The following is a 21,693-nucleotide window of genomic DNA, read 5'->3' on the forward strand; positions in this document are numbered from 1 at the left end:
GACATGCGCGAGGCGCCGAGCCGGGTGATCATCAAGGAGCTGCTGGCGCGCGGCGCCAAGGTGCAGGCCTATGACCCGGTGGCGGCCACCGAGGCGCAGCGGGTGATGGAGGGCTGGGCGGGCCTGAGCTACGCCGAGAGCCAGAAGCAGGCGCTGGAAGGCGCCGACGCGCTGCTGATCGTCACCGAGTGGAAGGAATTCCGCACGCCGGACTTCGACGACCTGCGCAACAGCCTCAAGGACAGGATCGTCTTCGACGGTCGCAACCTGTACGAGCCGGAACTGATCCGCTCGTTCGGGCTGGAGTACCACTCGATCGGCCGGCGCTGAGCGGCCGGACACCGGAGCGCGGGCCGACACCGGCCCGCGACGACAAGGGGCGCCTCGGCGCCCCTTCTTCATGCATCCGGCATGCGCTCAGCGCACTCAGCGCAGGTAGATCTGGCCGGAGCAGCTGTAGGTGGTGACCTTGAACTGGCGCGTCAGCAGCTGGGTGGCATCGGAGGCGCTGCGGTTGGCCCAGGTCACGCCGCAGCCCAGGTCGATGTTGCGCATCAGCTCGTAGCTGATGTTCAGCCCCAGGCTGGTGGTGCGGTCGCTCGCGCTGACCGGCACGATGCCGACGACCGTCAGGAAGGTCTGGTCGAGCGATCGGCGTGCGTAGGCCAGATTGCCGCCGACCGAGATCTTCGAGGTCGCCTGCCAGTTCGCGTTCAGCGACAGCGTGGTGCTGATCTCGGTGCGGTTGCCCCCGTTGATCGACAGGGAGCCCAGCGCGTAGTCGTAGCTGGCATCGCTGTTGTCCCGGGTCAGGCGCAGCGCGGTCGACAGCTTGCCAGTCGGTTTCCAGGTCCAGCCAGCCGTGCCGGTCCAGGTCCGGTTCGTTCGATTGCTCTGCAGCGACTCCGACCTCGTCATGCTGAGCCGCGCGTCATAGCTGCTCGCTCCGCCGTCGCTGGCCCAGGCCAGCAGATCCAGGTCATTGCGATCGAGCTTCACGCCGGAATCGACGTAGTCGACCTTGCCGCGGCGCAGGCTGGCCCCCAGCGTCAGACCGCTGGCAGGACGGTAGCGCAGACCGGCATTGACCGAGGACTGGTCGTAGTTGTTGCCCTTGTAGTTCGAGGCGCTGTAGCGGATCTGGTTCGTGGCAGCGCCCGCATCGAAGGACCACATCGTCGACCCCAGACCGATCTGGCCGCGTGCATTGAGCGCGCGGGTCGTCAGCAGGTTGCGCTCGCCGGTCGAATACAGGTTCTGGTCCTTGGGCAGGCTCTGCGCGGCCTGGAACGAGATCTGTCCGGAGATGTGCTCGACCGTCTCGAGGTCGAGCTTCGTGTCGAGCGAATAGTCGGTGTGGTTCAGGTAGTCGAGGCTGCTGTAGCGGTTGCTGTTGGCGCTGACGCTGGCCGACAGACGCTGGCGGCTGATCGGCTGGTCCAGGCCCAGGCGCACGCCGGTCGACGAGATGGTGTCGGACAGCGCCCGGTCGTCGGGGGCGTAGAAGACGTTGCTGTTGCGGGTGAAGGCCTGCGAGGCACCGATGTACCAGGGGCTGGTCTCGGCCTGGGCGGCCGGCAGGGCCAGCAGCAGCGCGGCGGTCAGCGGAACGAGGCGGACGGCAAGTCGGGTCATGGGCAATCCCTGGATGGTCTGGATCGGAGAGAGTCGGAACGGGTCGGGCCGGATGCTAATGCAGCGCCCGGCGCGATGCGCCATGTCCCGGATTCTGCGGTCCGGAACCTCGCGTTTCCAGTTCGGCCGCGACCGCGCCCGGCACTATGACCGCTCAGCCGGCCGGATCGCGTGCCGGCGTGGCGCGGCCGCCGCGCTCGAGCCAGCGCGCCAGGTCCTCGGCCGGCATCGGCGGAGCGAAGCGCCGGCCCTGCAGCGTGTCGCAGCCCAGGCCGCGCAGCACCTGCTCCTGCAGCGGCGTCTCGACGCCCTCGGCGACGACCCGCAGCCGCAGCGAGCGCGCCAGCGCGATCACCGCGGTCACCACCGCGGTGCTCTGCTCGCGCTCGCCGAGGTAGCGAACGAAGGACTGGTCGATCTTGAGCTCGCGGATCGGCAGCTGCGTCAGGTAGGCCAGCGAGGAATAGCCGGTGCCGAAGTCGTCGATCGCGATCTCGACGCCGGTCTGCGTCAGCCGGTGCAGCACCGGGATGACCTGGTCGATGTTGCGCATCAGCGCGGTCTCGGTGATCTCGAGCTGCAGCGCTCGCTCCGGCAGCCCGAGCGAACGCGTGGCCTCGCGCACCTGCTCGACCAGGTCGAAGCGCTCGAAGGCGCGGCTGGGCAGGTTGACCGCGACCGCGAGGTCCAGGCCGTGGTGATCTCGCCAGGCGGCGATCTGGCGCGCGGCCTCGCCGATCGCCCATTCGCTCATCGGCACGATCAGGCCGGTCTCCTCGGCCACCGGGATGAAGTCGCCCGGCTGCACCAGCGCGCCGTCGCGCCGCCAGCGCATCAGCGCCTCGACGGCGCGCACGCGCCCGTCGGCGGCCTCGATCTGCGGCTGGTAGTGCAGCACCAGCTCGCCGCGCTCGAGCGCCTTGTGCAGCGCGGTCTCGATCTCGAGCTTCTCGCGGCTGCGGCCGATCAGGTCGGGATGGAAGAGCTGCAGCGCGTTGCGGCCGTCGGCCTTGGCGGCGTACATCGCGATGTCGGCATTGCGCAGCAGGTCGACCACCGAGACGCCGTCGCCCGGATAGACGCCGATGCCGATGCTGGCGGTGACGAAGTACTCGCGCCCGGCCAGCACCACCGGCTCGCGCAGCGCCCGCAGCATCGCGTCGGCCACCGCCAGCGCCTGCTCCTGGCCGGCGACCTCGGGCAGCAGCGCGACGAACTCGTCGCCGCCCAGCCGCCCGACCGCCTCGAGCGCGCGGTGCGAGCGCAGCAGCGCCTCGTCGATGCCGGGCGCGACGATCTGGTCGCAGTGATGCACGCAGCCGCGCAGCCGCCGGCCGATCTCGACCAGCAGGTCGTCGCCGCGGGCGTGGCCGAGCGTGTCGTTGATGTTCTTGAAGCGGTCCAGGTCGATCAGCAGCAGCGCGAAGCGGTGGCCCTGGCGCTGCGCGCTCTCCAGCGCCCGCTCGGCGCGCCAGATCAGCTGGCGCCGGTTCGGCAGGCCGGTCAGCGAGTCGAAGTTGGCCAGCTGGCGGATCTTGTCCTCGGCCATGCGCCGCTCGGTCACGTCCTGCAGGATGCCGCCGTAGCCGGCCAGCCGGCCCTGCTCGTCGAACTGCGGCTCGGCCTCGACATGCAGCACCCGCTCGCCGCGGATCGCCACGTCGCAGTCGATCACGCAGGCGTGGCGCAGCGCCTCGCGCATGCGCGCCAGCATCGCGCGGCGCTGCGCCGGCGCGATCAGGTGCATCACCTCCTGCAGCGACATCGGCCGCGGACCGTTGCGCCCGATCACCCGGCGCGCCTCCGGCTCGAGGCGCAGGCCCTGCGTGGCCAGCCACTCGAAGCTGCCCATGCGCGCCAGGTCCTGCGCGCGGGTCAGCCGGGCCTGGCTGCGCAGCAGCGCCATGTGGATGCGCGTCGAGCGCAGCAGGTAGTGCAGCCGCCCGGCCAGCAGCACCCACTGCGTCGACTTGACGAAGAAGTCGGTCGCGCCGGCATCGAAGGCGCGCTCGATCGAGTCCTCGTCCTCCAGGCCGGTCAGCATCAGCACCGGCATCAGCTCGAAGCCGGGCAGCTCGCGCAGCTCGCGGCAGGTCTCGAAGCCGTCGATGCCCGGCATCATCGCGTCGAGCACGATCACGTCGGGCAGCCAGTCGGCGAGCTGGCGCAGCGCCTCGAGCCCGCCCTCGGCCTCGACGACGGTGAAGCCGCGCTCGCGCAGCGCCGCCGCGGTCAGCAGCAGGTTGACCGGGTCGTCGTCGACCAGCAGCACCCGGGGCTGGCGTTCGTGCGGGCCGTCCTCGCAGCCCTCGGTCATGTATCGGTCGTTCACTCGTGCCGTCCTGTCGCCGCGGCGGGGGACATCGCCTCCAGGCGCTGCCTGACCCCCTCCTGGATCCTGATCATTTCCGCCCGCAGGCCCTGCAGCAGCCCGGCCAGCGTGCGCGCGTCGCCGCCCTGGCGCAGCGCCTGATCGCATTCGGTGCACAGCGCCGACAGCCGCAGCGCCCCGAGGCTGGCCGCGGAGGAGCGCAGAGTATGCGTGACATGGCGCACCGCGGCCGGGTCCTGGCCGAGCGGGCCGGGATCGAGCATCGGCAGCATGCGGGTGATCGACGCGTCGAAGGCCTGCATCACCCGGCGCACCAGCTGGTTGCGCCCGTCCGGATCGAGGTCGTGCAGCCGGCGCATCGCCTGCGGATCGAGCAGCGGGGCGAGCTCGGCGCCGGGCTCCTCGTCGGGCAGGTCGAGCCGCAGCGAGCGCTCGATGCGGCCGAGCTCGTCGTCGAGGCGATCGGGCGCGAGCTCGCCCGGCAGCGTGCGCGCGGCCGCCTCGACGACCGCCCCGCCGCCCGGCCCGAGGCGGTCGCCCAGGAAGCGCCCGAGCACCGCCAGCAGCTGCCCCTGCCGGTAGGGCTTGGCCAGGTAGGCGTCGAAGCCCAGCGACAGGAAGCGGTCCTCGTCGCCCTCGAGCGCGTTGGCGGTCACCGCGATGACCGGCGTGCGCCGCGGCGTGACGAAGCGCCAGCGCGCGTCCGGGCCGCTGCGCAGGCAGCGCAGCGCCTCGATGCCGTCCATGCCCGGCATCTGGATGTCCATCAGCACCAGGTCGAAGCGGCGCTCGCAGAGCTGGCGCAGGCCCTCCATCGCCGAGCCGGCCACCCGCACCGCGCAGCCCAGGCGCTGCAGCATCTGGCCCATGACCTCCTGGTTGACCGGGTTGTCCTCGACCACCAGCACCGACGCGCCGAACTGCGGCACGACCAGCTCGCCGGCCGGGCGCACCTCGGCGCCGATGCCGAGAATGACCTGGCGCAGCTCGGTCTTGCGCACCGGCTTGTGCAGGAAGAGGTCGAAGCCGGCCTCGCGGGCGATGCGCGCGTCGTCGGGGGCCGCCACCGAGGACAGCAGCACGCGCCGCGCCTGCGCCGCCAGGCCCTCGGCGCGGATCTGCCGCGCCAGCGCGATGCCGTCCATGTCGGGCATGTGCCAGTCGATCAGCAGCAGGTCGAAGGGCGCGTCGCCGGCGTGCAGCGCCTGCTGGCGCAGCAGCGCCAGCGCCGGCTGCGCGCCGTCGGCCAGCGTCACCCGCAGCCCCCAGGCGCCGAGCAGGTTCTCCAGCACGGTGCGGTTGGTCTCGTGATCGTCGACGACCAGCACCTTCAGCCCCGGCATCGGCGCCCCGTCGTCCACCCCGCCCGCCCCGACCGACGCGGCCGGCCCGGACGGATCGGCCGCCGGCGTCCCGGTGGCCGGCACCGGCCCGGCCGGGATCGCGAAGCGGAACACCGAGCCGACGCCCGGCCGGCTCTCGACCTCGATGGTGCCGCCCATCAGCTCGACGAGCTGGCGCGAGATCGCCAGGCCCAGGCCGGTGCCGCCGTAGCGCCGTGCCATGCCCTCGTGCACCTGGGTGAAGGCGGTGAACAGGCGCGGCACCGCCTCCGGCGCGATGCCGATGCCGGTGTCGCGCACCTCGAAAAGAAGGGTCAGCGTGCCGGGATCGGCGCCGGCCGGGGCCGGCAGGCAGCTCAGCGCGACGGTCACGTCCCCGTGCTCGGTGAACTTGATCGCGTTCGAGATCAGGTTGGTCAGCACCTGGCGCAGCCGCAGCGCGTCGGCGCGGATCACGGCCGGCAGGTCGGGCGAGTCGTGCAGCCCCAGCTCCAGGCCCTTCTCGTGCGCACGCGGCGACATCAGCTCCAGCGTGTCCTCCACCAGCGCGCGCAGGCCGAACTCGGCCGGCACCAGCTCGAGCCGGCCGGCCTCGATCTTCGCGAAGTCGAGCACGTCGTTGATGATCTCCAGCAGCGTCTCGCCGGAGCGGTAGACCGACTGCGCGAAGCGGCGCTGGCGCTCGTCGAGCCGCGTGCCCAGCAGCAGCTCGGTCATGCCGAGAATGCCGTTCATCGGCGTGCGGATCTCGTGGCTCATCGTCGCCATGAACTGGCTCTTGGCGCGGCTGGCGGCCTCGGCGGCGTCGCGCGCGGCCTGAAGCTGCAGCTCGCGCTCGCGCTCCTCGGTCACGTCGTCGAGCAGGCCGTAGACCCGCGTCTCGCCGCCGGGCAGATGGCGCACCCGGGTGCGCTGGCGCAGCCAGCGCAGGCCGTGCACCGGATGGCGGATGCGCAGCGTCAGGTCGCTGGCGCCGTCCTGGCGCTCCTGCTCGCGCTGGCGCTCGAGCAGCGGGCGATCCTGCGGCAGCACCCGCAGCGACAGCAGCCCGTCGGCCGGCCAGCTCGGCAGGCCCGGCAGGCCGAGCAGGTCGAGCACCCGCGCGCCGACATGGCCGGGCGCGTCCGGACGGCTGCTGGTGAAGAAGACGCCCTCGTCGATCGCCTCGACCAGCTCGCGGTAGCGCTCCTCGGACTCGCGCAGCTGCTGGGCGTCGCGCCGCTGCTGGGTGATGTCGCGCAGCTGGCAGATCAGCACCGTCGGGCGGCCGAGCCGGTTGCGCACCGCGACATGGCGGGCGCTGAAGAGCCGGTCGCCGTCGGCGCTGGCGCGGCAGAACTCGTGCTCGACCGCGCCGGCGCAGCCCAGCGCCTGCACCAGATGCGGCTGGAGCTGCGCCTGCACGCCGCCGCCCAGCAGCTCGTCGACCCCCCAGCCGCCGGCCTGCCCGCTCGAGGCGGCGAACTCCAGCTCGGCCTGGCGGTTCAGCGACACGACCCGGAACTGCTGCGCATCGAGCACCACCAGGCTGATCGGGATGTGCTCGGTCAGCACCGCCAGCAGCGCGCGCCCCTCGTCGATGCCGAACTCGCGCTCCTTGCGGTCGGTCACGTCGCGGCAGACGCAGACCACCCGCGGCAGGCGCTCGACGGTGTCGATGACCACCCGCGCGTCGATCTCGAGCCAGTACGGATCGCCCGGCAGCACGTCGTCGACGCCGCGCCGCGCGACGAACTCGCGCACGAAATCCTCGCCGCGCAGCAGGCATTCGCGCAGCATCAGCGCCGGCCGCACGTCGTCGCCGGCCGCCAGCCCCGGCAGCAGCTCCCACAGCAGCCGCCCGCGCAGCCGCGACGCCGCATGGCCGGTGACCTGGGCGAAGCCCGGATGCGCCCACTCGACGCGGCCGCGCGCGTCGGTGATGACCGCGCCGCGGCCGATGCGCGCGGCCAGCAGCTCGAGCCGCGCCAGCCGCTCGACGCCGAGCGCGACCTCGTCGCGCAGGCGGTCGCGCTCGGCCAGATGCGCCAGCTGCAGGCCGATGGCGTCGAGCCGGCGCCACGGCGGCGACGGCAGCGGGGCCGGATCGTGCAGCTCCAGCGCCGCCACGAGGCGCCCGGCCTCGACGACCGGCAGCACCAGCACGCCGCGCACCGCGCCGGCCCGCCAGGGCGGCCCGGGCCGCTCGGCCGGCGCCTGCACCGGCGCACGGCGCGCCAGGACCTGCCCGAGCGCGGTCGCATCGCTGCGCACCGAGCGCAGGCTGTCGAGATCGATCATCTCCTCGCCGGCGCGGCCGCTGACCGGCCACGGCCGCACCAGCGCCGAACCGTCGGCCGCCTCGTCGACCCGCAGCAGCACAGCGCCGGTCGCACCGGTCCAGCGCCGCAGCTCCGGTGCGGCCAGGCAGAGCCCGTCCTGCAGCGACGCGGCCTGCTGCAGGCGGCGCGACAGCGCCAGCACGGCGTCGGACACAGCATCGTCAGGACCCTGCGCCGGATCGGACAGGGAGGCAGGAGAAGTCGGCATGGGCGCGCTCGCGCGAGACGGTCGGGGTTTCTGGACGGCAGACTCCCCCGGGAACCGGGCGCCGCGGCCGCGGCCGCCGCCCGTGCGGGGTGCGCCGAGCATAGGTGCAGGCCGGGCCGGCGAATGCGCCGATGAAGCGGGGAACGCACACCCAGGCGCGCAATTTCCCCGGAGTTCCCGCCGGAACTGTCACCGCCGGCGCCCCGCGCCGGGCCGGTGTCAGGTGCGATCCCTACAATCGCCGCCCATGTCGTCGCCTCCGCCATCCCGTCCGGAATCGCTCCAGCGCGAGCCGGTGCCCTGGCCTCTGCCGGCCCGGCTGGCGGGCACGGTCGCGGCCGCGCTGCTGCTGCACCTGGGCACGCACTGGCTGGCGGCACCGGCCGAGGCCCCGCTGCCGCTGGCCGGCGTGATCGCGCTGGTGGGCGCCGCCGCCGCGGCGCTGGTGGCGCTGCTGGTGCAGCTGCTGCGCCCGGCCCGCCCGCAGCCGCCCACGCCCGCCGGCGCCGGCGGCGAGTCGATGCTGGCCGGCGGCCCGGCCACCCGCGCCCCCGCGCAGCCACCCGCGCTGCGCCTGCCGGTGGCGCAGCTGCTCGAGCTGCAGCGCCAGCTGCTGGGCGGCCTGCCGGGACCGGCCATGCTGATGCGCGCCGCCCGCGCCGACGGCACGGCCTGGCAGCTGCTCAGCGCCAACGAGATGGCCCGCGCGACGCTTCCGGCGCAGGGCAGCGTCGCGCTCGACCGCATGCTCGCCGAGCTGGTCGCCCAGGCCGGCACGCCGGGCGCCCGCGCGCGGCGCATCGACCTGCCCGACGGCAGCCTGATCCTGTGGCTGCCGCCGACGGCCGCCGCGCCCGCCGGCGGGGCGACACCCGCCGCCGCGCCGACCACGGCCGCGCCGGGCCCGGCCTCGGCCGAGGCCCGGGCCGCCGAGGACGACCGCGCCGCGATCGTCTACACCGTCTCGCACGACCTGCGCGCGCCGATCCGCGTCATCGAGGGCTTCACCCGCATCGTGCGCGAGGACTACGGCCACCTGCTCGACCGCGTCGGCAACGACCACCTCGAGCGCATCATGGGCGCGGCCACGCGCATGAACGGCATGATCGACGCGCTGCTGGCGCTGTCGCGGCTGTCGACCCAGCCGCTGCAGTCGGTCGAGGTCGACCTGGGCGAGATGGCGCGGCAGATCGTCGAGGAGCTGCGCCAGCAGGCGCCCGAGCGCCAGGTCGAGGTGCGCATCGCCGACGGCCTGAGCGCGACGGGCGACCCGGCGCTGCTGCGCATCGTGCTCGACAACCTGATCGGCAACGCCTGGAAGTACTCGTCGCGCCGCGAGGCCGCGCTGATCGAGTTCGGCCGCGCGCGCGATCCGGAGCGCGGCCGCGAGGCCTTCTTCGTGCGCGACAACGGCGCCGGCTTCGACATGCGCTTCGCCGGCAAGCTGTTCGGCGCCTTCCAGCGCCTGCACGGCGCCACCGAGTTCGCCGGCACCGGCGTCGGCCTGGCCTCGGTGCGGCGCATCCTGCGCCGCCACGGCGGCGACATCCGCGCCGAGGCCGCGGTCAACCAGGGCGCGACCTTCTGGTTCACGCTGGGCTGACGCCCGCGCTCAGAGTCCTCCGGCCAGCGCCAGCCGCTCCAGCGCGTCCACCATGCCGCGGCAGCTCTGCGCCAGCGGCCGGCCCTCCTGGCGCGCGAGCCGCTCCAGGCGCTGCAGCGCGGCGGCGCGGTCCAGCGAGAAGCGGTGCATCACGATGCCGATCGCGATCGCGACCATGTCGTCGAGCGGCTGCGGCTGCGCCGGCGCCTCGGCCGGCACGCGGGTGACCGCCGCCACCGGCACGGACTCGGGCGGCTGCAGCGCAGCGTCGCGCTGGCTGCGCACCTGCGCCAGCGCCTGCTCGACCGCCGGGATGATCTGCGCGATGTCGAGCGGCTTGACCAGCGAGGCCAGCGCGCCCAGCGCGCGGATCTGCGCCAGCGTCGCCTCGTCGGAGAAGGCCGACAGGAAGACGAAGGGCACCTGCAGCGCGTCGCGCAGGTAGCGCGCCACGTCGAAGCCGCTCATGCCGTCCATGCGGATGTCGAGCAGCGCCAGGTCCGGGCGGTGCTCGCGCGCCAGCAGGATGGCGTCGTCGCCGTTGTCGGCGTCGATGATGTCGAAGCCGGCGTCGGCCAGCCCGTGCACCACGGTGGCCAGCACCAGGCGGTCGTCGTCGACGACGAGGATGCGGCCGCGCGCGGGTGCGGCCGGGCTTGCCGATGCGGGAGCTGCTGCGGGGCTGTCAGACACCGTGTTCCTGCCTTGTTGCTGAGGTCGGCCGGCCCGGTGCCGGCGACGGCTGGGATTGTCGCGCAGCCGCACGCGCCCCGGACGCGGCCGCCCCCCTCGCGTCCGGGGAGGACTCCGGAGAAGATGAACGCACCACCGGCGGCGCCAGGCGCACGATCGCACGCACCGCCCCGCCCTGCTCGTCCATCGTCAGGCTGGCATGGCGGCGCGGCAGCAGCGCGCGCACCAGGCCCAGGCCGGAGACGGTCGCCGGCCGGTGGTCGATGCGGAAGCCCTCGTGCAGCCGCCCGGCGTTGCGGATGACGATCTCGACGCCGGTGGCCTGCAGCGCCAGGCGGCAGCCCACCGGCTCGGCCGAGGCGCTGTGCTTGACCGCGTTGGTGAACAGCTCGTTGAGCGTCAGCGCGATCGGGATGGACTCGGCCTCCGGCAGCACCCAGCCGGGCGCGGCCGGCGCATCGCCCGCCTGCTCGACCTCCAGCGCGATCGCATGGCCGAAGGTGCGCTGCACCGACTGCGCGATCGCCTCGACCACGCTGCGCACCGCCAGCAGCCCGGTGTTGCCGACCTGCAGGCCGTAGACCTGCGCGATCGCCTGGACCTGGCCGACCACCTCGGCGATGAGCGGGCGCACCTCCGGGCGGCGGTTGGCCGCCTGCTGCATCAGGCCGGCGACGCCCTGCAGGTTGTTCTTGATGCGGTGGTGCACCTCCTGCACCAGCATCTCGCGCTGCGCGATCGCCGCCTCCAGCTCGGCCTTCTGCGCCGCACGCTGCGCGCTGACGTCGGTGGCCACCATCAGCAGCTGGTCGACGCGGCCCGCACCGCGCGCCAGCGGCAGGAAGCGCGCATCCCAGACCTCGTCGCGCCCCTTGCGGCGCAGCATGTACTCGCGCTGCGTCACGCCCTGCGGCTGCGCCAGCGCGGCGTCGAAGTCGGCGCGCAGCCGCTGCGCCAACTCCGGCGGATAGAGGTCCTCGGGCGTGCGGCCGATGGCCTGCTCGGGCGCGGTCACGCCGCACAGGCCGGCGGCGACATGGTTGAGCTGCTGCACCGCCATCGTCGCGGCATCGCAGACCGCGATCGCCATCGGCGCGGCCTCGATGATGCGCTGCAGCGAGGCCTGGGCCTCGGCGATGCGCGCCTCGGCCTGGCGGCGCTGGTCGATGTCCATCATCGCGAAGGTCATCTCGCGCCGGCCGTCCAGACCCTGGGTGGCCACCGCGTTGCCGACGATCCAGAAGGTGCGTCCGTCGCAGGCCTGGACCTGGCACTCGAACTGCACCGCCTCGCCGTCGCGCAGCGCCTCGAACAGCGCCACCGTGCGGCGGAACGGATGCGCGGCCTGCGGCGTGGCGACGATGTCGAGCGGCCGGCCGAGAAAGTCGCCCAGGTCGCCGCCGAACATGCGCCGCGCCGAGCGGTTCAGCCACAGGATGCGGCCGCGCTCGTCGGCCGTGACGATGCCCACCAGCACCGAGTCGAGCACCGCGCGGGTGCGGTCGGCCTGCTGGCCCAGCGCCAGCGCCATGCGCTCGCGCTCGAGCGCCAGGTGCTCGAGCTCGGCCTGCTGGGCCTTGCGCCGGGTGATCTCGCTGAGCACGGCGATGGCCTGCGGCGCCTCGCCGGACGGACCGATGCGGCGGATCGACAGCGCATGCCAGTGCGTCTGGCCGTCGTCGCCGCGCACCTCGATCTCGGTCTCGTGCAGGCCGCCGTCGGCCAGCGCCGCACCGATCGGGCCGTCCTCGTCATAGGCGGTGTCGGCGGCCTCGCCGGTGCCGGCGGCCAGCAGGCGGCGGATGTCGGCACCCAGCGCCTCGCCGGCGGGCACCCGCAGCATGCGCTCGAAGCGGCGGTTGCAGTGCGCGACCCGGAAGCCGCGCAGCGAGGCGATGCCCACCGGCGAGCTCTCGAGAATGCCGTGCAGGTCCTCGAGCGTCTGCTCGGCCTGGTCGCGGCGGTATTCGGCGCTGCAGTCCTCGATCAGGCCGAGATAGCGGCGCAGGCCCTGGCGCACGCCGCTGCAGCGCACCCGCGCGCGCAGCCAGCGCTGCAGGCCGGGCTGCTGCGCGTCGAACTCGCGCTCGCGCACCCACCAGTTGCCGTCCCCCGGCTGCAGCCGCGCCAGCGACTCGCCCGGCCAGCCGAGCAGGTCGCGCAGCGCCGCGCCGGCCTCGCCCAGGTCGACCGGCACCTCGCCGGCAAGCTGCGCGAAGCGCGGATTGGACTGCAGCACCAGCCCGGCGGCATCGAAGATCACCAGCCCGATCGGCACCGAATCGAACCACTGCCGGCGCTCCTGCGTCAGACGCTCGACCTGCTCGCGCAGCGCCAGCTCGGTGCGCGCCACCGGCGGCAGCGCGGCCTGTGCCCCCCCGGCCGTCTCCTGCAGGGCCGACAGCGGCATCACCAGCGCCCAGCGGCCGGCCTCGAGCGGCGCCAGGGTGGCCGCGTCGGCTGCCTCCCCGGACAGCGCCCCGGGCAGCACGTCCGCCTCGCCCAGCAGCGCGGCGCACAGCCGCGCATGCAGCCGCTCGCCCAGCGCCGGGCGCAGGTCGGCCAGCGCGGTGCCGGGCTCCAGCGCCAGCCGGCGCAGCGCGGCGCGGTTGAGCCGCTCGAGCCGGCCGTCCGGCGCCAGCACCAGCACCGGATCGGACAGTGCCTCCAGCAGCGCCGGCGACAGCACGGCGGCGGCAGGAACGGGAACGGCGACGGAAGCGGCTGCATTCGGCATGGCCGCAGTGTAGGCAGATGCCGCGCGGTTTTTCGTGCCGCGGCAGGCCGGGCGACGGCAGCCGGGCGGCAGCCGTCGCGGATGTCACGGGCGCCTCGGGCTCAGCTGACCTGCAGCGCGCTGCCCAGCGAGCGCAGCAGCGCCCGGTTCACATGGCGCATCGGCAGGTTGCAGGCCTGGACCCGATCGCGCACGTCGAAGCCGCTGCCGCCCTCCAGCGTGCGCACCAGCTCGAGCACGCAGTGGTAGGGCCCGCTCTCCTCGACCAGCGCCGCATGCACGCCCGCCGGCACCGGCAGCGTCGCCAGCAGCTCGTCGAAGGGCTTCTGGAACATCCGGTCCAGCAGCGAGAACACGCCGCAGATGAACATCTCGCTGCGCTCGTCGCTGCCGGCGTTCTCGCCGGCCAGCGCCTCCATCAGCAGGCCACGGCGCACCGCGGCGAACATGACCGGGCGCTGGTTCTGGTCGTTGCCGGCCGTCACCAGCAGCAGCGACAGCCAGCGCTTCAGGCGCTGGTAGCCCAGCAGCATCACCGCATGCGAGAACGAGGTCACCTCGACCGTCAGCCCGAAGACGGGCGAGTTGATGTAGCGCATCAGCTTGAAGGCCAGCGAGGGATCGCGCTTGAGCGTGGCCTCGAGCACCGACAGCGGCTCCTCGTTGTTGACCTGGTTGATCAGGTCGAGCGTGACCTGCAGGTCCGGGCGGATGCCGCTGCTGCTGCTGCGCTTGCGCGGCCGCACCGCCTCGTCGACCGGCCAGCCCAGCACGGCGACCGCACCGCGGCGGAACGCGCCCTCCATCTGGTCGATCGTCGTCACGCCCTCCTGGAAGAAGCCGATCGAGCGGGTCACGCCGGGTGGCGGCGGCGCCGCGTCGAGGCGGCGCTCGTCGGCCAGGTCGATGATCGAGTAGCGGAAGGTGCCGAGCAGCTCGCGCGGCAGCGGGTGGTTGGGCCGGCCCGACAGCAGCAGCGTGTTGCCGTTGGCCGCCAGCTGCAGGATGTCGTCGCGGTGGGCCGGGTCGCCGGCCATGAACTTGGGCACCTCGATCATCACGTTGGGCGCCGGCTGGACCATCAGCAGGTCGGCCAGCAGGCTCTCGCAGCGCACCGACAGCACGACCTGCGGGCCGTCCTGCGGCCAGACCTCGCTGACGGTGCGCAGCAGCTCGCCCACCGGCAGCCAGCGCGCCTGGCCGAGCGGGAAGACCGTCAGCCGGGTGGCCATCACGTTGCGATGGCGGTCGATGATCGGGCAATAGCTCAGCGCGACCTGTCCGAGGATGGGGGCGTCCGGAAACAGCATGGTGTTGGGGTCGTGGGGTGAGCCGGTCGGCCCGGATCCGGGCGGGACATCCACACAGGCAGTTCAGACGCCGATGTAGTCGAACAGCGACATCTTGCCGATCATCGCGTAGGACTTCAGCGCCGCCTGGTAGACGGTGTCCTTGGTCGAGACGTCGGAGATGGCCTGGGCCAGGTCGAGATCCTCGGCATTGGAGCGGATCTCCTTGTCGGCCAGCACGCGGCTGTCGGTGCGGGCCTCGAAGCCGTCGAGCCGGTTGAGCGTGTTGCCGGCACGCGAGCGCACCGACTGGAGGTTCGACATCACCTGGTCGAGGTCGCGCAGGCCGGAGTTGACCGTCTGCTGCAGCGCGCCGGAATTGGCCGACGCGTCCGACAGCACCGAGATCATCCTGTCCAGCGCGTCGAACACGCTCAGGTCCGCGGTCGAGGGCTCGACGCTGAAGGTGTCGCCCGCCTTCGGCGTGCCGGTGATCGAGAAGTTCATGCCCGGCAGCACGGTGATCGCCTGGCCCGAGGTGTAGGCCCGCGTCGCGCTCGAGGCGTCCGGAAAGGGCTGGCTCGAGCCGTCGGCCTTGACCAGCGAGATCGTGTAGGTGTCGGCCGAGGTGAACTGCATCTGGTAGCTCTCGCCGGTGCCCAGCGCCAGCGCCGACGGGTCGCCGACGCTGCCGGCGCTGATCCACGCGGTGCTGCCCGCCACCGTGCTGGCCGAGGTCTCGAACACGCCGTTGCCCGAGCGCGCGCCCAGCCAGGTGCTCTCGCCGTCGACCGACAGCGGCAGCACCTCGTCGAGCGAGGCCTGTGCCTCCTCGGCGACGCCCTGGAAGGTCACGCCGCCGGCCGCATCGGCGAAGGGCACGCGCTCGGCCCCCTGGCCGCCGAAGATGTAGTGGTCGCCGGTGTCGGTGGTGTTGGCCAGCTTCAGCAGCTGGCCGCGCGCATGCTTGAGGCTGTCGGCCAGCGAGGCGCGGTCGCTGGCGTTGTAGGCGCCGTTGCCGGCCGAGACCACCGTCTCGCGCGCCGACTGCAGCACCTCCATCGCGTCGCCGAGCGTCGACTCGGCCAGCGACATCGAGGTGCGGCTGGCCTCCATCGAGCGCAGCAGGCCTTCGTGGCGGGTCTGGTCGACCAGCGCGCGCTCGGCGCGGGCGGCCGCGGCCGGATCGTCGCTGGCCTTGTCGACGCGCTTGCCGCTGATCAGGCGCTGCTGGGCCTCGCTGAGGGACTTCTCGTGGCGCTGCAGCGCGATCAGGCTGAAATCACGGCTCTGGGCCGAGGCGATGCGATAGGACATGACGGACTCCGCAAGGTCAGTTCATGATCGACAGGATGGTGTCGAAGATCTTCTGTGCCGTCGTCAGCACCTTGGTCGCGACCTGGTAGTTCTGCTGGAACTGCATCAGGCGCGCGGCCTCCTCCTCGAGGTTGACGCCGGTCTCGGAGACGACCTGCTCGGTCAGCCGGTCGGCGACCTTGGTCGAGGCGTCGGCATCGGACTCGGCGCGCTGCACCTTCACGCCCAGGTCGGCGACCATGCGCGAATGCGCGTCGGTGAAGGAGCGTCCCTCGAAGGTCTTCGCGGTGGCCAGCGCCTGCAGCTTCAGCGCGTTGGCGTTGCCCGAGCCCGCGGCGCTGCCGCCGGCCGCGGCCAGCTTGCGCGCGTCGGTGATCGCGACGTTGGCATCCTGCGCGGCCTGGCTGACCGGCTGCAGCGTGAAGCGGTCGCCCGCGGCCATCGACTCGCCGCCGACGTCGAAGCGGAAGCCGTCGACGACCGAGCCGCTGGCCAGGCCGGAGAAGACGGTACTGTCCGACAGGCGCGTGACCTGGTAGAGCGAGGAGTCGGTCGGATCGACGCGCAGCGTGTAGTCGCTGGCCTTCAGCGCGCCGCCCTGTCCGGCGATGCGGGTGATCTGCACCGTCGTGGCCGGCTGGCCGGCGGCGTTGCGCGCGTTGTCGTCGTCCGGCTTGACCGAGGCCGCACCCACCTTCAGCAGATCGCCGCCGGCCGCGCCGTTCAGGTCGGTGCCCTGGACGTGCTGGGTGTTGATCGTGTCGGCCAGCACCGTGGCGAGCATGCCGAGCTGGCTGCGCGCCTCCGGCAGGTCCTCGTTCTGGAAGCGCAGCAGGCCGCCGAGGTTGCCGCCGCCGATGCTGGCCGCGTCGAGCGGCCGCTCGGTGTCGCTGGAGGCGATCGTCAGGCTGATGGTGCGCGGCGAGCCGCTGCTGGTGGTGGTGCCCAGCTTGCGGCTGTCGTTGCCCAGCACCAGCGACTGGCCGCCGGCGACGAAGAGGCTGACGGTGCCGTCGTTCTTGCCGTCGGCGCCGCGGTTGTCGACGCGGCTGATCTCGACATGCTGGCTGAGCTCCTTGATGAGCTGGTCGCGCTGGTCGAGCAGGTCGTTGGGCTGGTTGACCTCGGAGCCGGTGCCGGCGAGCTTGCCGTTGAGCGTGGCGATCTTGGCGGTCAGGCCGTTGACCAGCGAGACCTCGTCCTCGACCTGCGACAGCGTGGCCTCCTGCATCTGCTCGATCTGGCTGCCGGTGGCACGGAAGCGCGAGGTCAGCTCCTGCGCCTTGCCGATCACGACCTCTCGCACCGACTCGTCCTTCGGCGAGGCGGCCAGGTCGCTGAACGAGGCGTACAGGTCGGCGGTGGCCTGGCCCAGGCCTTCCTTGCCCAGGCCGTAGGCGCCCTCGAGCTGCTGCAGCAGCCCGGCGCGGGTGGTGTCGGCCGCGGCCTGCGACTGGGTCTGGATCACCTGCCCGCCCAGGAAGCCGTTGACCGCCCGCTCGATCGAGGTGACCTCGACGCCGCGGCCGATGTAGCCCACCGGCGTGTTCTCGCCCGCCATGGTGCCGAGCTTGACGGTCTGGCGCGAGTAGCCCTGGACGCTGGCGTTGACGATGTTGTGGCCGGCGGTGGCCATCTGGGCCTGCGCGGCGAACATCGCCTGCACGCTCATGTTCATCAGGGTCGAAGTGCTCATGGTCAGGTCGAATCCGGGTCGTTGCGGAGGCGCCGGGCTTCAGGCCCCGAGCGCGCAAAGAAGGTCTTGAAGTGCGAGATCTCAGGACGTGATGTCGGCAGGACCGCCCCGGCGCTGAAGCCTCTGGGTCGTCTGGATCACACGCTTGAGCTTGCTGGCGTAGTCCGGATCGGTCGCATAGCCGGCGCGCTGCAGGCCGCTGGCGAAGGCGCCGGCGTCGCCGGCCGCGCGCATCGCGTCGGCGTAGCGCGGGCTGCTCGAGATCAGGCGGGCGTAGTCGCGGAAGCTCTCCTCGTAGGAGCCGTAGGCGCGGAAGCGCGCCTGCACCTTGCGCGGCGTGCCGTCGATGACCTCGGTGGTGGTGGTGGTGACGGTCGGTCCGGTCCAGCCGGCGCCGGCCTTGATGCCGAACAGGTTGAAGGAGTTGCTGCCGTCGCTGCCGCGGATCTCGCGCCGGCCCCAGCCGGTCTCGTGCGCGGCCTGGGCGATCATGAAGTCGGCCGGGATGCCGCTGCCGGCTGAGACGGCGCGCGCGGCCTCGGCATGGCGGGAGATGAACTGGCGCGCGTTCGCGCCCGGATCGGTGGCGACTGCACCGGCGCCGTCGTCGGCATCGACCGGCGCGACCGCGGCGGCAGCCGGTCGGCGGGCCGCCGAGGCCGCGTTCATCGCCCAGGTCGACAGCGGCAGCATCGTCATCGCGCCCGATGCGGCCGGCGTGTCGCTGGCGCCGACGGCCAGGCCGGCCTGGCGCTCGAGCTGGCGCGCGATCGCCGAGGCCAGCCCGCCGGGCTGGCCCGACATCTGCACCGCGTACTGCTGGTCGAGCATGTCGCGGCCCATGCCGGTGGCCTGGTTCTCGAACAGGCCCTCCGACATCGTCGTGGCGCGCATGCTCTTCATCAGCTCCTGCATGAACAGCGCCTCGAACTGCTTCGAGACCTCGCGGATCGCGGCCTTCGGATCCTCGGTGGCGGCGCGGCGCAGCGCGCCCAGCGAGGCGCCGCTGGCGGCGAGCTGCTGCGAGGGCGCGACGGAAGACGGAGAACGCGAGACCATGTCAGATCACCTCCAGTTCGGCGTGCAGCGCGCCGGCGGCCTTGATCGCCTGCAGGATCGTCAGCAGGTCGGCGGGCGTCGCGCCGAGCGAATTGAGCGCCTTGACCACGTCGGTCAGCTTCGTGCCGGCGGGCAGCTGGATCAGCGCGCCGCCGTCCTGCTGCATCTTGATGTCGGTCTTCTCGGTCACGACGGTCTGCCCGCCGGTCGACAGCGGCGAGGGCTGGCTGACCTGCGGCGTCGAGCTGATCGTCACCGACAGGTTGCCGTGCGCGACCGCGCAGGGGCCGAGCGTGACCGCCTGGTTCATCACCACCGAGCCGGTGCGGGCGTTGACCACCACCTTGGCCGCCGGCGTGGCCATCTCCAGCGGCAGGTTCTCGACCTCGGCCATGAAGCTCACCCGCTCGTCGGGCGTGGCCGGCAGGCGCACCTTGACGACGCGGCCGTCGAGCGCCTGCGCAGTGCCGGCGCCGAAGCGGGCGTTGATCGCGCGGGCCACCTCGCGTGCGGTGGCGTAGTCGCTGCTGGCGAGATCGAGCTGCAGCGAGTCGCCCTGCCCCAGCGGGCTGAGCACGCCGCGCTCGACGGTGGCGCCGCCGGGAATGCGCCCGGCCAGCAGGTGGTTGACCTGCACCTTCGAGCCGCCGGCCGAGGCGCCGGCGCCGCCGACCATCAGGTTGCCCTGGGCCAGCGCGTAGATCTGGTTGTCGGCGCCGCGCAGCGGCGTGGCCACCAGCGTGCCACCGCGCAGGCTCTTGGCGTTGCCCAGCGACGAGACGGTCACGTCCAGCAGCTGGCCCGGCTGCGCGAAGGGCGGCAGCGTCGCCGTCACCAGCACCGCGGCCACGTTCTTGAGCTGCATCGCGGTGCCGGCCGGCACGGTCACGCCGAGCTGCTGCAGCATCGCGCTCAGGCTCTGGGTGGTGAAGGGGGTCTGCGTCGTCTGGTCGCCGGTGCCGTCGAGGCCGACGACCAGGCCGTAGCCGACGAGCTGGTTCGGGCGCACGCCCTGCACCGAGGCCACTTCCTTGATGCGTGCCGTCGTCACCGGCGCCATCGCCGGTGCGGCCGGCGCCGGTGCTGCAGGCGCGGCCTGGACCGGGGTCAGCCAGGCGGCGAGCAGCGCCAGCAGCATCACCGCGCAGACCAGCAGGACCGGCGAGCGCCGGGGCATCGGAAAACTGGACATCGGGAACTCCGCCGCTGGCGCCTCGCGGCCTCAGATCGGCATCAGGTTGAGGAAGAAGCGCGACAGCCAGCCGATCTGCTGCGCGTCGGCCTGGCCGCCGCGGCCCTTCTGCTCGACGCGCACGTTGGCGATCTGCGCCGACGCGACCTGGTTGCCGGGCTGGATCGCGCGCGGGTCGATCTGGCCGGAAAAGCGCAGCACGTCGACGCTGTCGTTGACGCCGATCTGCTTCTCGCCGGCGATGACCAGGTGGCCGTTGGGCAGCACCTCGACGACGGTGGCGGTGATCGTGCCGCTGAAGTTGTTGCTGTTCTGCGTGCCGCCCTTGCCGCTGAAGGTGTTGGCGCTGCTTCCGCCGACGCCCGCGCGCGCGAAGGAGTTGGCCGACAGCATCGGCAGCGCGGTGATCGAGCCCGAGAGCTCGCCCTTCTTCTCGACGGTGCTGGTCGAGTTGGAACTGGCGCTGACCCGCTCGATGATCTGCACCGTGATGGTGTCGCCCACCAGCCGCGCGCGGTGGTCCTCGAACAGCGGCCGGTACTGGCTGGCCTGGTAGATCGAGCCATTGGTGCGCATCGGCACCGGCTGCGCATAGGGCCGCACGACGACCGGTTCGGGCATGTCGACCCGGGCCACCGTCGGCATGACCGACTGGCAGCCGGCCAGCGCCTGCGCCAGCAGCAGCACCGCCGCGGCCCCGGCCGAGCGGCGGCCCGCGCTCACAGCTGCGCCAGACGCTGCAGCATCTGGTCCGAGGTGGTGATCGCCTTCGAGTTCAGCTCGTAGGCGCGCTGCGTCTGGATCATGCCGATCAGCTCCTCGACGACGTTGACGTTCGAGGACTCGACGAAGCCCTGCGCGAGGTTGCCGGTGCCGTCGGCGCCCGGCGCCGAGGTGCTCGGCGTGCCCGACGAGGCGGTCTCGGTGAACAGGTTCTGGCCGCGCGGCTCCAGACCGGCCGGATTGACGAAGTTCGCCAGCGTCAGCTGGCCCACCGACTGCGGCGCGGCCTGGCCCGGCACCGCCACCGAGACGGTGCCGTCGGCGCCGATGGTGATCGACTGCGCGTTGGCCGGAATCGTCACGCCCGGCAGCACCTGCTGGCCGTTGTTGGTCACCAGCTGGCCGGTCGCGCTGACCTGGAAGGCGCCGTCGCGGGTGTAGCCGGTCGAGCCGTCGGGCATCTGCACCTGGAAGAAGCCGTTGCCCTTGATCGCGACATCGAGCGGGTTGGAGGTCTGCTGCAGCGTGCCCTGGCTGAACTGGCGCGAGGTCGCCACCGTGCGCACGCCCAGGCCGACCTGCAGCCCGGTGGGCAGCTGCGCCTGCTCGCCGTTGGAGGCGCCGGTCTGGCGCAGCGACTGGTACATCAGGTCCTCGAAGACGGCGTGCGACTTCTTGAACCCGTTGGTGGCCACGTTGGCCAGGTTGTGCGAGGTCACATCCAGCTGGGTCTGCTGGGCTTCCATGCCGGTCTTCGAGATCCACAGCGCGCGCATCATGGCATCGGCTCCTTCGTGTTCGGAATCAGTTCATCGACAGCAGCTGCTGGGCCTGCTGCTCGTCCTTCTCGGCGGTCTGCATCGCCTTGGTCTGGGCCTCGAACTGGCGCGCGGCCGCGATCATCGCCACCATCGTGCCGACGGCGCTGACGTTCGAGCCCTCCAGCGCGCCCTGCGTGACGCGCGCGGTCGGCTCGCCGGCCAGATCGCCGCCCGGCGAGCGGAACAGGCCATCGGCGCCGCGGTTCAGCGCGGTCTCCGGCACGACCAGCTTGAGCCGGCCGACCGCCGTCGACGGTCCGCCCGGCACCTTGGCCGCGACGGTGCCGTCGTCGCCGATCGTGACCTCGGCGTTCGGCGGAATCGTGATCGGGCCGCCCTCGCCGATCACCGGCAGCCCGCCCGAGCGGGTCACCAGCGTGCCTTCGGCGGTGGTCTCGAAGGCGCCGGCACGGGTGTAGGCCTCGGTGCCGTCCAGGCCCTGGACCGCGAACCAGGCGTTGCCCTGGGCCGCGACATCGAGCGCACGCCCGGTGGCGTTGACCGGGCCCGGCGCCGGGTTGTAGCCGGTCGTCGTCTCCAGCGCGTAGGCGCGCGTCGAGGCGCCGTCGCCGCGCACCGGCACCGCGCGGAAGGACTGCAGCTCCTCGCGGAAGCCCGTCGTCGTGACGTTGGCCAGGTTGTGCGACAGCACGTCCTGGCGCTGCATCGTCGCCTTCGCGCCCGACATCGAGAGGTAGATCCTGCGGTCCATCGCCGACTCCGT

Annotated in this window: 15 protein-coding genes; 2 read left to right on the plus strand and 13 right to left on the minus strand. The window is 72.7% G+C overall.

The annotated features are described in order from the left end of the window. Positions 1-330, plus strand: a 330-nt coding sequence (locus tag HNQ01_RS19125; protein WP_286180985.1) for a UDP binding domain-containing protein, incomplete at its 5' end; no start/stop codon positions are given. Positions 331-426: 96 nt separating this feature from the next. On the opposite strand, the gene HNQ01_RS19130 is transcribed toward HNQ01_RS19125, so the two are convergent. From HNQ01_RS19130 to HNQ01_RS19140, 3 genes are all read right to left on the minus strand, one after another. Next, complete coding sequence (locus tag HNQ01_RS19130; protein ID WP_173807100.1) at positions 427-1,635, minus strand: hypothetical protein; 1,209 nt, start codon at positions 1,633-1,635, stop codon at positions 427-429. A 154-nt stretch (positions 1,636-1,789) separates the two neighbouring features. After that, complete coding sequence (locus HNQ01_RS19135) at positions 1,790-3,967, minus strand: putative bifunctional diguanylate cyclase/phosphodiesterase (protein ID WP_353621741.1); 2,178 nt, start codon at positions 3,965-3,967, stop codon at positions 1,790-1,792. Next, positions 3,964-7,839, minus strand: a complete 3,876-nt coding sequence (locus HNQ01_RS19140) for a PAS domain-containing hybrid sensor histidine kinase/response regulator (RefSeq protein ID WP_173807101.1) — start codon at positions 7,837-7,839, stop codon at positions 3,964-3,966. The genes HNQ01_RS19135 and HNQ01_RS19140 overlap by 4 nt, the downstream gene beginning before the upstream one ends. Before the next feature lie 247 nt (positions 7,840-8,086). Here HNQ01_RS19140 and HNQ01_RS19145 point away from each other — a divergent pair, with 247 nt between their 5' ends. Then, positions 8,087-9,442 (plus strand): sensor histidine kinase, encoded by a 1,356-nt coding sequence (locus tag HNQ01_RS19145; RefSeq protein ID WP_173807102.1) that lies wholly within the window; start codon positions 8,087-8,089, stop codon positions 9,440-9,442. A gap of 9 nt (positions 9,443-9,451) precedes the next feature. Here HNQ01_RS19145 and HNQ01_RS19150 read toward each other — a convergent pair whose 3' ends face one another. From HNQ01_RS19150 to flgF, 10 genes are all read right to left on the minus strand, one after another. Next, complete coding sequence (locus HNQ01_RS19150; protein ID WP_173807103.1) at positions 9,452-10,135, minus strand: ANTAR domain-containing response regulator; 684 nt, start codon at positions 10,133-10,135, stop codon at positions 9,452-9,454. Then, positions 10,128-12,872 (minus strand): PAS domain-containing protein, encoded by a 2,745-nt coding sequence (locus HNQ01_RS19155; RefSeq protein WP_173807104.1) that lies wholly within the window; start codon positions 12,870-12,872, stop codon positions 10,128-10,130. The genes HNQ01_RS19150 and HNQ01_RS19155 overlap by 8 nt, the downstream gene beginning before the upstream one ends. A gap of 101 nt (positions 12,873-12,973) precedes the next feature. Beyond that, complete coding sequence (locus HNQ01_RS19160) at positions 12,974-14,182, minus strand: EAL and HDOD domain-containing protein (protein ID WP_173807105.1); 1,209 nt, start codon at positions 14,180-14,182, stop codon at positions 12,974-12,976. Positions 14,183-14,245: 63 nt separating this feature from the next. After that, on the minus strand, positions 14,246-15,478 hold the full coding sequence (flgL, locus tag HNQ01_RS19165) for a flagellar hook-associated protein FlgL (RefSeq protein ID WP_173807106.1): 1,233 nt from the start codon (positions 15,476-15,478) through the stop codon (positions 14,246-14,248). Between the two features lie 16 nt (positions 15,479-15,494). Continuing rightward, positions 15,495-17,174: a flagellar hook-associated protein FlgK gene (gene flgK, locus HNQ01_RS19170; RefSeq protein ID WP_173807107.1), complete on the minus strand. Its 1,680-nt coding sequence runs from the start codon at positions 17,172-17,174 to the stop codon at positions 15,495-15,497. 81 nt (positions 17,175-17,255) lie between these two features. Further along, positions 17,256-18,233: a flagellar assembly peptidoglycan hydrolase FlgJ gene (flgJ, locus tag HNQ01_RS19175; protein WP_173807108.1), complete on the minus strand. Its 978-nt coding sequence runs from the start codon at positions 18,231-18,233 to the stop codon at positions 17,256-17,258. Position 18,234: 1 nt separating this feature from the next. After that, positions 18,235-19,371 carry a flagellar basal body P-ring protein FlgI gene (locus tag HNQ01_RS19180; protein WP_173807156.1) on the minus strand — a complete coding sequence of 379 codons (1,137 nt, stop codon included), beginning with the start codon at positions 19,369-19,371 and terminating at the stop codon, positions 18,235-18,237. An 84-nt stretch (positions 19,372-19,455) separates the two neighbouring features. Beyond that, the gene (locus HNQ01_RS19185) at positions 19,456-20,148 is read right to left on the minus strand and encodes a flagellar basal body L-ring protein FlgH (protein ID WP_353621742.1); all 693 of its coding nucleotides are present in this window, start codon (positions 20,146-20,148) and stop codon (positions 19,456-19,458) included. Further along, positions 20,145-20,927: a flagellar basal-body rod protein FlgG gene (gene flgG / locus HNQ01_RS19190; RefSeq protein WP_173807109.1), complete on the minus strand. Its 783-nt coding sequence runs from the start codon at positions 20,925-20,927 to the stop codon at positions 20,145-20,147. Before flgG ends, HNQ01_RS19185 begins: the two co-directional genes overlap by 4 nt. 25 nt (positions 20,928-20,952) lie before the next feature. Beyond that, positions 20,953-21,681, minus strand: a complete 729-nt coding sequence (gene flgF / locus HNQ01_RS19195; RefSeq protein WP_173807110.1) for a flagellar basal-body rod protein FlgF — start codon at positions 21,679-21,681, stop codon at positions 20,953-20,955. Positions 21,682-21,693 lie beyond the last annotated feature (12 nt).

The organism is Sphaerotilus uruguayifluvii (assembly GCF_013294065.1).
Lineage (GTDB): Bacteria > Pseudomonadota > Gammaproteobacteria > Burkholderiales > Burkholderiaceae_C > Sphaerotilus > Sphaerotilus uruguayifluvii.